Below are 13,183 nucleotides of genomic sequence, written 5' to 3' on the forward strand. Positions count from 1 at the left end.
CGATATTGAGGTTTAGAATTAACTAACTTGAAGCTTAAGGAATGACAGATTGGAAAGATAGCTTCCTTGGGCATGAAAATGAGAAATCTAAAATTATGAAAAAACTTTACCTGCTATTAGCTTCTTCTCTTGTTACCATCATTATTTTCAGTTTATATCTAAATTCCCAGGAGAAAAAGGAAATTGATTTCAATACGGAAATTAAACCTATTCTGAATAAAAACTGTATTTCATGCCATGGTGGAGTAAAGAAAAGTGGAGGTTTTAGTTTACTCTTTGAGTATGAGGCCCTGGATACCACCAAATCGGGGAAATATGCCATTGTTCCCGGAAAAGCCCATGAGAGTGAAATGATCAAAAGGATTTTACATCAGGACCCTAAAGAAAGAATGCCTCCTGAAAGTGATCCTTTAGATAAAGAGCAAATAAAACTATTAACAGAATGGATAAACCAGGGCGCAAAATGGGGTACCCACTGGGCTTATGAGCCTCCTAAAATTATTCCACCCTCAAGTTCTAATAATGCGCTTTCAGCTTCACTTGACTTTATGAAATCAGATGACTGGTCAGTTAACCAGATTGATGAATATATTAAAGTTCGCTTAGATCACGAACAGCTAAAACCTGCAAAGCAGGCAGATAAGGAAGTTTTGATCAGGCGGTTGTACATTGGACTTACAGGTTTACCTCCAACTTTGGAAGAAATAGATCTTTTTCTAAATGATAATTCTGAAAATGCCTATGAAAACCTGGTAGACCGGGTTTTGGAAAACCCTCATTTTGGCGAAAAATGGGCAGCCATCTGGCTGGATCTGGCCAGATATGCAGATACAAAGGGATACCGACCAGATACCTACAGAAGTATGTGGATGTTCAGGGATTGGGTGATTCGGGCGTTTAATGAAGATAAGCCTTTTAATGAGTTTACTATAGAACAACTGGCAGGAGATTTACTTCAAAACCCTAATCAGGAACAATTAATTGCTTCTGCTTATCATAGAAATACCATGACAAATGATGAGGGTGGAAGTGATGATGAAGAATTCAGGGTCGCTGCGGTTATTGACCGGGTGAGTAATACCTGGGAGGTTTGGCAGGGTACCACAATGGCTTGTGTACAATGCCATTCACATCCTTATGACCCGTTTAAGCATGAAGATTTCTATAAATCCTATGCCATTTTTAATAATACAGAAGATAAAGACAGAGGAGATGATCGACCTTATCTGAGTTTTTATGCCAAATCCGATCAGGATAAACTGGATGAAATTACCAGCTGGATAAAAACTTTTCCTAAGGCTCCTCAATTTGAAAAAAATGCCACCATTAAGAAAAAAATTAAACAATCGCTTTTCCCTTATCTTAGAGCGGGCCTTGCCAACGAAGTAAAAGGAGGAAGAATTGAACCCAATAATGAAATTGTAGAACTGAGGGATGGTGGATTTTTCAGGTTTGATCAAATAGATCTTTCTTCTATCAATAGCATTGAAATTGGATATACGGCCGAGGTAGAGTGTAATATAGAGCTGAGAAAAGATGATCCTAAAGGAGAACTTATTGCCAGGGCTACTATAAAACCTACGGGAGAGCTTGATAGAAACTGGAATATCCTCAAACTAATTCCGAAAAAGCAAGTAAAAACAAAATCACTGTATTTTCTTATAAAGAAATCAGGGGAGCGGGGACATCGGTTGCTCAATGTAAAGGATTTGTACTTTTATGGAAGCAAAGAGAAGAAAAGACCCTGGCAACGGGAAAAGTCCTGGGAAGAAAAGGCTGATATTCTTGCAGGAATAAATCAGGCAAGGATTCCTATCATGAAGGAATTACCCAAAGACCAGCATAGACCAAGTTACTTATTCACGAGAGGAAACTGGCTGACACCTGGTGATACCATAATTGCAGGAATTCCCGGATCTATGAAGGAATTTAATGAAATGCAGCCTTCAGACCGGCTGGAACTGGCTGAATGGCTGGTAAGTCCTCAAAATCCGCTTACCTCCAGGGTGATGGTTAATCGAGTCTGGGAGCAGCTTTTCGGAAAAGGGCTGGTAGAAACTTCAGAGGATTTTGGGACGCAGGGAAATTCACCTTCCCATCCTGAGTTGCTGGATTATCTGGCCCTGAAATACATGCATGAATATCAATGGAGTACTAAAAAACTGATAAAAGAAATGGTGATGTCTGCTACATTCAGGCAGGCTTCTGTTACCAACTCTGAAAAACTGAAAAAAGACCCTTATAACCATTTAATTTCCCGAGGGCCAAGGTTTAGACTTTCGGCTGAGGAAATAAGAGACCAGGCGTTGTTTGTGGGAGGTTTGCTCAATGAAGAAATTTATGGTCCAAGTGTGATGCCTGCCCAGCCAGATCATTTTTGGAAAGTGCCGTTGCGTCCGCATATCAAATGGCGGGAAAGTACCAATCGGGAAAAGTTCAGAAGAGGATTATACACATATTGGAGGAGATCAACTCCCTATCCGTCTATGACTATTTTCGATAGCCCAAGCAGGCAGGTATGTACTACCCGTAGGATAAGGACAAATATCCCCACACAAGCTTTGGTTACATTAAATGATACTGTTTATGTGGAGGCAGCTCAGGGATTTGCGAGCAGAATGAGAAAGGAAGGAGGGAAGGAACTAGATGCGCAAATTAAGTATGCGCTAAAGGTTGCATTAGCCAGAGATCCAAGAAAAAATGAAGTTCCGGAATTGGAAAATCTTTATAAAGATGCCCTGGCACATTATCAGGAGCAGCAAACAAAAACCTGGAAAAATGTGGTAGGCGATTTTGCTGATCCAACCGCTGAAAATGCAGCGAGAGTGATGTTAGCCAGTGCCATTTTAAATCTGGATGAAATAATTATGAGAAATTAAATAATCAAAACTCACCGTGTGTTTGTTGTAAAAGGTTGATAGAGAGATTGCAATTTTTATAAAACAATAGCACCGGTGTCTTAGACAACTTTTGAAAATGAATATTTTTGATCAATTTATATCCGATACTGCAAAGTATCAAACAAGAAGACATTTCCTAAAATCACTTTCCACCGGAGTGGGAGCTATGGCTCTTGGCTCTATGGTGGGATGTGGAACTAACAATTCTCCGGGAATTACCAGTAAATTTAATCTTGGAAGCCAAAAACCTCATTTTGCACCAAAAGCTAAAAGGGTAATCTTTCTTCACATGGAAGGGGCTCCATCCCAGTTAGAATTATTCGATTTCAAACCTGAACTGGCCAAATTACACGGAAAACCATGTCCCCCATCCTTGTTGGAGGGTAAGAGGTTTGCTTTTATTACAGGTACTCCAAAAATTCAGGGACCATATTTAGATTTTAAGCAAAGAGGGCAATCTGGTGCAATGGTTTCGGATGCTTTGCCTTATTTCTCTCAGGTAGTTGATGAGGTTACTTTCCTCAAAGCTGTTCATACCGATGAATTTAATCACGCACCTGCCCAATTGTTCATGTATACAGGAGGTCCCAGATTGGGAAGGCCAAGTATGGGTTCCTGGGTGGTATATGGATTAGGATCAGAAAATGAAAATTTACCTGGTTTTATAGTGTTGGCCTCCGGGCAGGATAATCCGAGTGCTGGGAAGAATGTTTGGGGAAGTGGTTTTCTCCCGACAGTTTATCAGGGGGTAAATTGCCAGTCGGCCGGGGAACCAATATTGTATCTTTCCAATCCAAAAGGAGTGGATTCCAGGATTAGAAGAAGGGTTTTAAACTCTATTAAAAACCTGAATGAAAAGCAATACAATGAACTTGGTGATCCGGAAACACTGGCAAGGATTAATCAATATGAAATGGCGTTTAAAATGCAAATGGAAGCTCCTGAAGCTATGGATATTACCGAAGAACCAGATTATATCCACCAGCTTTATGGGACTAGTCCTGGAGTAAATTCTTTTGCCAATAATTGCCTTTTGGCGAGAAGATTAGTGGAAAGAGGGGTACGATTTATACAATTATTTCACACAGGCTGGGATTCCCATGGCACCACTGAATACGAATCAATTAATCACGGGTTTTTAGAAAGATGCAAAGAAGTGGACCAGGCGATGTCAGGTTTAATTTTGGATTTGAAACAAAGAGGTTTGTTGGAGGATACACTGGTGGTTTGGGGAGGAGAATTTGGCAGAACGCCTATGATGGAAAACCGTGGTGGAAAAGATAATCCATTTGTGGGAAGGGACCATCATCCCTATGCTTACACCATGTGGATGGCTGGTGGTGGAGTAAAATCCGGACTGACTTATGGCGAAACAGATGAAATTGGGTATTATGGTATAAAAGATCAGGTGCACATACACGATTTACAGGCTACTATCCTAAACCAATTAGGAATGGACCACGAAAAATTAACTTATCAATTCCAGGGAAGGGATTTCAGGTTAACCGATGTCCATGGAAAAGTAGTGAAAGATATTTTGGTATAACCCACTAATTTCAAGGAATAATTGATAAAACAATTATTCCTTGAAAAATTTCTTTATCATATGGTTTTCCCCAATATCAATTTTTAGGAAATATATTCCACTGTGAAGTTTTTCGGTATCTAATACGAATTCGACTTCCTTCGATTTTTTTATAAAATTATTTTGGGAGATTACTTGTCCCAGGTTGTTGATTAAATCAATTTTTACAGTTCCAAGATAGGAATGATCAAAGTCCAGTTTTACAAAAGCTTTGCCTGGATTTGGATAAAGAGAAATATTAAATGGCTCAGCATTATCGTCAATTCCTGTGATTAGTTTCACCCCTTTCCCAGTTATTTTTATTCCGATAGAATCGTTTTCAGCACTAGAAAAAATAGAAATCACTCCTTCATAAATGTCTTCGTCTTGTGGTTGGAAGGAAATGAGCAAGTCGTTGGATGCGCCTGGTTTTATTTCGGTTCCTTTGATATTCCCATTAAACCCATTGGGCAAATCAATAGAGGAAATATTAAAGGCCGTATTTCCCGAGTTGATTAATTGAATATTTCTGGTGGAGGTATTATTCAGTTCAACTTCGCCAAAATCTATTTCAGCTAAAGAGGCTTTAATAATTTTTTTCTCCACAAAACTATAGCCAGAATCTCCAATACTCCATTCACTTGTAGTGTCCCCTGAACTGGTATTAGCAGCCTTTACGAAATAATAATAGATTTTATCCAGTTCCACATTTCTGTCTTCATAAAAGCGATTCCTATTCCAGGAATTTAAAGCCGTAGCGTTTTTAGTATCGTCAGTTGTACTTCTATAAATTTGATAAAATAGTCCTTCTTCTCCTTCCCAGAAAACCTCCACCTTATCGGTAAACAAACCACTACTGGCCTGAACATTTTGTGGGACGGGAATTACCACATCCGTTTTTATGACTAAAAGTTCTAATTCATCCTCATCAGTCGATCCTTTGTCATCGGTGATGGTCAGTTTAATTTTATAAAAGCCTTCATCTAGATTTTTGAGTTGAGGAGAAATCGCCAGTGGATTATCAAACACATAGCCTTCTTTTCCTTCAATTACTTCCCACAAATAGCTCATAATTTCCCCATCTTCATCTTTTGAACGGGAACCGTCTAATTGAATAAAGTCAGTGGGCAACAACAAGGTAATATCGTCACCCGCATTGGCCACAGGGGAAATATTGGTAGTAGTGGAAACAAACACTTTTACTTCATCAGTAGATTGTCCTCCTTTATCATCTGTTACTTTTAATTCAAAAAGATATTCCCCTTCCACCAGTCCTGAAATTATGGGGTTTGATGTAGTGTTATCCTTAAGTTCCAGGGCTTCCGGTCCTGATATTTTCTTCCATTCATATTTTACAATACTACCATCAGGATCTGTGGAAGATGACCCATCTAATTGAGTAAAATTATCTGGTAAAATCAACCTGATGTCATCTCCTGCATTGGCTTCAGGTAAAGCATTGTTTTCTGGATTTACGGAAATCATGACTTGATCTTTATCCTCTAGTTCTCCATCAGATACCAGCAGTTCGAATAGGTAAATTCCAGGCTGTAAATTTTTTACCAAAGGTTTTGGAACAGTATCGTTTGTAATGATTTCCCCTTCAGGTCCATCAATTTTTTTCCAGCGATAAATTAAAGGAATACCATCGGGATCAATAGATTTACTTCCATCTAAGTAGACGGAATCCTGTGGTAAATTCAGTATAAAATCTTCTCCGGCTTTTGCTAGTGGAGCAGCAGTGTTCACAAAGGGATGCACGGTAATTTTAATATCATCCTTTCCTGTTTTTCCTTTGTCATCGGTTACTAATAATTCAAAAATATATTCCCCCTCAACTAGGTTTTCAGCATTGGTAACCGGCATGGTATCATTTACAATAAAATCCCCCTCAGGCCCGGAAAGTTTAGTCCATTTATAAGTTTCAATATACCCATCAACATCTTCAGAAAGACTCCCATTGAGTTCTACTGTAGAAATTGGTAGTTTAATTTCAACATTTTCTCCGGCTTCGGCAATTGGTGCTTTATTTGGGTCTGGTTTTACCGAAATTTTTATTTCTGTAGTATTGCTGGCATCTTTATTATCTGTAACCTTTAAAGTTAGGACATAATCCCCTTCTACCAATTCACTTAGCAGAGGTTTTTCAGTATTTGGATTTTCTATTTTAAAGCTTTTGGGCCCAGATTTTTTTTCCCACAGATAAGAAATAATATCTCCGTCAATATCAGAAGAAAAGCTACCGTCTAACTGTATAAAATTATCTGGGAGAAAGATGGTGGTATCTGCACCCGGATTGGAAGTGGGAGGAATATTTTCCGGTTCTTTCTGCACAAAAACTTTTACAAGGTCTGTATCAGTGGCTCCATTATTATCCGTAACAAACAATTTAAATGTATATTCTCCTTCCAAAAGCTCCTTTACCTTAAGGTTTGAAGAATTTTCACCCTCCCAAATACCCGTGGAAGGTTCTATCACTAAAGCATTAAGATAACCATAGGACGCAAATGGGGACTTCTCAACCTCAGCATTTATTTCACCCTGTTTGCTAGGTTTTATCTGAGTAAATTTGGCTATCCTGGTGTAATTACCAGCTGCATCAAGTTCAATTGATTGGTTTCCAATTTTATAAACAGTTGATCTTGCTCCCCCTTTTATCCTGCTACCAAAAAAAGTAATATTATAAGTTAGTTTTGAATCCAGCCCAGAGATTTTTATTCGTTTCGTTCCAAATTGGACATAATAACTTCCCATCATCACCTCATCAGGATAAACACCAGAATTATTTTCCGTATTTACACCATTATCAAGCACGCCTGGCCATTTATCCACCAGTTCAATTGTAATTGGACTGGTTTTTCCACCTTTATTTTTTAACTTATTGAATTTGTACTTTGCGGTTCGCTTACCTTCCGTATTATTCCAGGGGCCTCCAGCTACTAAATTATCAGGGGCAAAATTTAAAAATACAGCATCCTGACTTAGAGGAGAGCTTTCTTCCAGCCATAAATAACTAGTTATGATGCCATCCTTGTCCACACTTTTCTTTCCATTCAATGTGGTATTTGTTTCAGGTAATAAAATTATTTGATCAGGCCCGGCATTGGCTTGTGGTGGCAAATTGGCAGAGTTTATATGCTCTAAAAACCATTGGTAAAGATTAGGTTCGTGAAACTGATCGGAGGTATTGTATGCCCTGTCCCATGAATTATGCCCTACTCCGGGATAAATGGTGAGCCTGGCTTTGGGGTCGGGTGCCGGACTACAATTATTTATATCTTTTACCCAGGTGTCAGAATAAGTCCAGGGAACTGTGGTGTCCTTGTCTCCGTGAAAAGCCCACACAGGTAAATTCCCATTCGCAATATTACAAGCATTGTTACTCTGGCTGGCACCGCAAATTGGGGCTGCAGCAGCCACTTTATCAGGATATGAAGTGATAAAACTCCATGTTCCAGCACCACCCATGCTCAATCCAGTGATGTATATCCTTGACAAATCTACCCTATAAGTCGATTTTACATGTTCTACTACTTCATTTATTGGTGCTGCACTCCACCATCCACTTGTTTGTGGAGAGATTACAATAAAGGAATATTTTTGATCGTCATACTCGAAGGTCATATTATGGCCATTTTCTATATGCTTGGGAGGGCCATGTTTGGCGACTTTCCAGATTTCAGGATCCTTTCCATTCCCCTTTTCGCCAGCTCCATGCAGAAATATTATTACAGGATATTCTTTATTTTGATTGCCTTTATCACCATATCCTTCTGGTAAATATTCCAAATACCCTGTTCCTCCCGGAGTAGACCTTATTTTTTGAATTTTCTGTGCCAGTAAATCTGGATTCAAACAAAAAATCAAAGCAAAACCCCAAAGTACGGTTTTCCGGTTAATAAAATTTTGGGCCGAAGATTTCCTGATGTTAAGTAAAGTAAAGAAAGTCATTTGGGTAGAAAGAATTTCATACAAAAATTGCCTGATAGGAATCTATCAGGTATTACAGTCAGGTGATGCTTGGATTTCAGAAAGGATCCTAAGAAATGAATGGTTTGGAATGTACTAAACTATATGAAAGTAGTAGGTAATATTATAGTCTTTTGCCAAAATTAAGTTTTAATTTACAATTGAGCTATAAAAATTTGAATTTTAGTTGGATTTTGGCTGAAAAGGTGGATGTAAGAAATTTGCGAAAAAGTTATTACAATTAAAATGATCATGCAGGCAGTTTTAAGGAATTTAATTAAAAAATGATGAATCAAAGACTGGTACAATTTGCCCTTGTAGTAAGGGATTATGATGAAGCCATTTCCTATTTTACCCAGAAGCTAAAATTTGAATTAATTGAGAATACTGATATGGGAAATGGAAAAAGGTGGGTATTGGTTGCCCCAAAAGGAGAGGGAACCTGCAGAATTCTTTTAGCAAAAGCTGTGGGAGAGGAACAATTATCAAGAGTGGGAAATCAAACCGGTGGTAGAGTTTTTCTCTTTCTTCATACTGATAATTTTAACAGGGATTTTCACAACCTCAAGGAACAAAAAATAAAAATTGTGAGAGGTCCTTCAGAAGAACCTTATGGAACAGTAGCGGTATTTGAAGATTTATATGGAAATCTATGGGACCTGATTGAACCCAAATAAAAGGCAAAAAAAGCAGGATGTTAAACTTTTAACATCCTGCTTTTTAAGTGTCAGTTAAAAATTTATTCGACTCTATACCAGGTTTGTGTACGGTAGAAAAAAGCTACATAACCTCTTAACTTTAAAGTTTTTTCATCCTCCAGCCATACTTTGCAAGTATAAACTTTTCCATTTTCAGGGTCCAGTACAGTGCCTCCATTCCATTCATCATCATCTTTTTCCAAATCTCTTACAATCTCCATCCCAATCACTTTTTTATTGTATCTGTCATCATCTTCATCACATTCTTCGCACACCGGATCAGGTTCAGAAGGATCAATTAGTTTGTTGATTTTCGCATGGAGTTTATCTCCTTTCATATAAAATTCTACTATTGATTTTTCTTTTCCGGTTTCATCATCAATTGTTTTCCATTTCCCAATCGGGCTTTGGGCAAATGAAAACCCGGTAATTCCAAGGCTCAAAAAAATTACAATAAATAGTTTTTTCATGTTATCGGTTTTAAGTAATGATTCAAAATTAATCGAGTATTATTTTGCCATAAAAGACTTATAGAGAGATTATTTTTTCTCGGAAATAATAGTACCTTGTGTGGAGCATTGGTGCTTAATACAATTCGTTAAAAAAACTATTTCTACGGGGAAATAGAATTTTCGTTTTAATCATTAATAACTCCTTGCCTTAAAATTATTTAAATAATAAGGTATGAATTTCCATCGGCCCGAAAGACAATTCAATTTTTCCTTTCTTTAAAGTTAATTTTTCGATATCTCTTTCCATTAAATTCACCAGCCATACTTCTTTAAATTCAAAGCCAACTTCAATAGTTGCCTTGCCATCAATTCCGGCACCTTCATAAAGTCTTACCACCCTGTCATCAGAATATTCTGCCTTTTTTATGGCTTCTACAATTATATTTTTTTGTTCCACATGAACAAAAGATTTTTCGGATGCTAATCCATTTTCATTTTTAGTCAGAGGAATAACCCTTACCGGAATATTTAGTTCATAAGCTTCGTGAATTACATTTCCCGTAATATGATCACCAATATGGGGCAAAAGGGAATAGGTAAAATCATGTTCATGCATATCAGCCAGTGGGTCAGGGTTTTTAGGAGATCTTAAAAGATTCAGACTAATTATATTCCCTTTTATTTTATGGCCATACTTGCAATCGTTTAAAAGAGCAACACCATAATTTGGCTGGGAAATATCTGCCCATTTGTGGGCCACCACTTCAAACTGTGCCATATCCCAGGAAGTATTGTAGTGTGTGGGTCTTTTCACATGGCCATACTGGATTTCAAAAGTGGCTTCTCTGGCCAGAATATTTACCGGAAACTCCACCCGGAGCATATGGTCTGTTTCGTGCCAGTTGACATGTGTTTTAAAATCGATTCTTTTGGAATTATAGGACAGATAAACGGTTTGCTCTATGGAATAATTATGAGCAATGTAACTAAAGGATATTGCTCCACGAACAGGCCCGGATTCCTTTACTTTAATCTCTGTGATTTTTGGGGCACTGGTGGTGGTTTCATCATAAAAAATGTCCACATCCCAGGCATCCCAAAGGTTTGGAATATCCTGAAATAGTTTAAACTTGTTACCAGATTCCCCTGGAAGAAGTACATCACGACCAATTTCCTTGTCCCAAATCTTTGAAATTGTCCCATCTATTTTGTTGAATTGAACCTTAATCAGGTCATTCTCCAATAAAGTATCTGTAACTTTTAAGCCCGTATTTTCCTTTTTACTTTTTCCTGCTGATTCTCCTATTACCGAGTGGCCTATTGGTGGGACAGTTACTTCTACCAGCAAACTATTTTTCCCATTCACCTCAATAGGCTGACTTTTTAAGATATTTCCTTGGGGGTCTGCAATATTTTCCAAAGGTGTATTTTCAGGTAACTCCAAAAGCGTTTTTCTTTCCCAACTCAGGCTGTTTGTAGCGGCAATGGCTTTTTCGAAAGTCGGGTTTGAAATATTGGCGCTCATTTTTTCATGAGCCTTTTGTAGAAAATCCTTCAATTCAAGCATAGCGGCTTTGTACTCGGCAAGGCATTCCACATGCACCTGGGAAATAGAAGTTCCGGGAATAATATCATGAAATTGATTAAGTAAAACTACTTTCCAAAGTCTATCCAGATCTTCCTGAGGATAGTTTTCCAAATCGTAAATGGAATAGATATACTCCACTTCTCTAAGCATTAATTCCAGCTTTCGGTTAAGCTTTTTGGTAAGGGCATGCGTAGTTAAAGTTCCTCGGTGCAATTCCAAATAGAGTTCGCCATTCCATTTTTGTAAATCTCGGGAATCTCTTTCGGCTTTAATGAAAAAATCCCGTGCAAATTCCAGTTTTACTTTTGGTAAATCTTCCAGGTCTTTGGTGCGTAACAGCTTTTCCAGATAAATTCTTGATGGGCCACCTCCGCCATCTCCGGCACCATATAAAAAGAGTGCGTATGGGTTTCTTTCTGTATCATAATTTTCCCTTTCCAGATTAATCAGGTCAGCTGAGCTCACATCCGAGCGGTAATTATTTGGCGCAAGAAAATGAGAGAATATCTCTGTGCCGTCAAGGCCTTTCCAAATAAAGGTATGGTGAGGGAAAGTATTAAACTGATTCCATGAGATTTTCTGGGTCATGAAGTAGTTGACATCAGATTTCTTTAAAAGCTGGGGTAATGCTGCACTGTAGCCAAAAACATCAGGCAACCATAAATTATCCACTTCTACATCAAATTCATCCTGAAAAAACTTTTTTCCGTGAATGATTTGCCTTACCAGAGATTCACCGGAAGTCAGGTTACAATCTGCTTCTACCCACATGGCTCCCTGGCATTCCCATTGTTGTCTTTTTATCGCATCCTTCATTCTTTGATAAAGCCCGGGATAATTGTCCTTCATCATCTGATAAAGTACTGGCTGGCTGGCACCAAATTTATATTCGGGATATTCGTCCATAAGAAGTAAAGCCGTTGAGAAGGTTCGAGCTGCCTTCCTGACAGTTTCTCTTAAAGGCCACAACCAGGCAATATCAATATGTGCATGTCCAATAGCTGATGCTTCTATTGCAGAGGCATTTGCTTTTTTATCTAATTCTTCTTTTAATATTCCCCGGCAAATAGCAACCTCTTCCGGCCCTCCATCTCCATATTTATTTACCACCTCATTAAGCGCATAAATCAACAGTTTTCTATGCCTGGTTTTTTCATAAAGTTCGGTCATCAGATTGGCTAAAAGGTCGAACTCCACAAATAGTTTCCACTTTTCCCGATCGAAAATGGCTAACTCAGCCTGGTTGAAAACACCATCTTCCATGGATTCGTAGGTGAGCACATTTTCAGCACCTAGGATATTGTTGGCACCGGCATCTACCATTAAATCCACTTTTTCCCCACCCTTGGCTTCCTTAAAAAGGCAAACCCTTTTTTTGATGATGGTCTCTTTCATGGTCCACTCTATTCGCTTATTGGTAAGTCCCTGAATTGGGTTGCCTCCCTTGTCAAATACACAGCCCTCACCTCCCACATCAATAAGCGCTACCACTTCTTTTCCGGCAAACTCATCGGGTACTCTTCCCTGAAACTTGAACCACGCACATTCATAAAGTGATCCCCATTTCTTGCCAGGCTGAATGACATCATAAATGGCAGTTTGAGCCAAATCATAAGAAATTGGTTCTTTTGTTTTATGATAATATGCCTTCATAGGCACAGGATCATAGTAATAATTATATTTTAATTTTTTTCTGAATTTTTCAATTCGGTCAATAGTTAAATTGGAGTGTTTCTTCATATTAATAGAGATTGCCTGGTTATTGCCCAAAAGCCTGATTTAGAAAAATGTAATCCTCGATAATTATTTTTCAAGGACTTTGCATTTAGAAACAAAGGTTAATTTGGCCCTTTCTCCTTTATTTTTATCAATCAGGAAAAATAAAATTGCTATCGATTTAGCAGACAAAGAGTTATGTTTTTATGATTATAAAAATCTGCCGGTAGTTGTTATCATATTTACAAAGAAGAGCATGTTCCAAAAAAATTAATTTTCTTAGTCAAGCCCTGAAA

The 13,183-nt window shown here is 38.1% G+C and carries 6 protein-coding genes; 3 read left to right on the forward strand and 3 right to left on the reverse strand.

The annotated features are described in order from the left end of the window. Positions 1-41: 41 nt before the first annotated feature. Together A3EM_RS0134960 and A3EM_RS0134965 are read left to right on the forward strand one after the other, a co-directional pair. Positions 42-2,879: a DUF1553 domain-containing protein gene (locus A3EM_RS0134960; protein ID WP_020532914.1), complete on the forward strand. Its 2,838-nt coding sequence runs from the start codon at positions 42-44 to the stop codon at positions 2,877-2,879. 97 nt (positions 2,880-2,976) lie between these two features. Then, positions 2,977-4,446, forward strand: a complete 1,470-nt coding sequence (locus A3EM_RS0134965) for a DUF1501 domain-containing protein (RefSeq protein ID WP_020532915.1) — start codon at positions 2,977-2,979, stop codon at positions 4,444-4,446. A 33-nt stretch (positions 4,447-4,479) separates the two neighbouring features. Here the strand turns inward: A3EM_RS0134965 and A3EM_RS46615 are convergent, their stop codons facing one another. After that, the gene (locus tag A3EM_RS46615; protein WP_020532916.1) at positions 4,480-8,415 is read right to left on the reverse strand and encodes a PKD domain-containing protein; all 3,936 of its coding nucleotides are present in this window, start codon (positions 8,413-8,415) and stop codon (positions 4,480-4,482) included. Between the two features lie 305 nt (positions 8,416-8,720). Between A3EM_RS46615 and A3EM_RS0134980 the strand changes: the two genes are divergently transcribed. Then, positions 8,721-9,110 carry a VOC family protein gene (locus A3EM_RS0134980; RefSeq protein WP_026210772.1) on the forward strand — a complete coding sequence of 130 codons (390 nt, stop codon included), beginning with the start codon at positions 8,721-8,723 and terminating at the stop codon, positions 9,108-9,110. Between the two features lie 62 nt (positions 9,111-9,172). Here A3EM_RS0134980 and A3EM_RS0134985 read toward each other — a convergent pair whose 3' ends face one another. Next, positions 9,173-9,601, reverse strand: coding sequence for a DUF2147 domain-containing protein (locus tag A3EM_RS0134985; RefSeq protein WP_020532919.1), 429 nt, complete (start codon positions 9,599-9,601; stop codon positions 9,173-9,175). Between the two features lie 196 nt (positions 9,602-9,797). Continuing rightward, positions 9,798-12,911, reverse strand: a complete 3,114-nt coding sequence (locus A3EM_RS0134990) for an alpha-mannosidase (RefSeq protein WP_020532920.1) — start codon at positions 12,909-12,911, stop codon at positions 9,798-9,800. Positions 12,912-13,183: the final 272 nt, after the last annotated feature.

It is taken from the genome of Flexithrix dorotheae DSM 6795 (genome assembly GCF_000379765.1).
GTDB lineage: Bacteria > Bacteroidota > Bacteroidia > Cytophagales > Flammeovirgaceae > Flexithrix > Flexithrix dorotheae.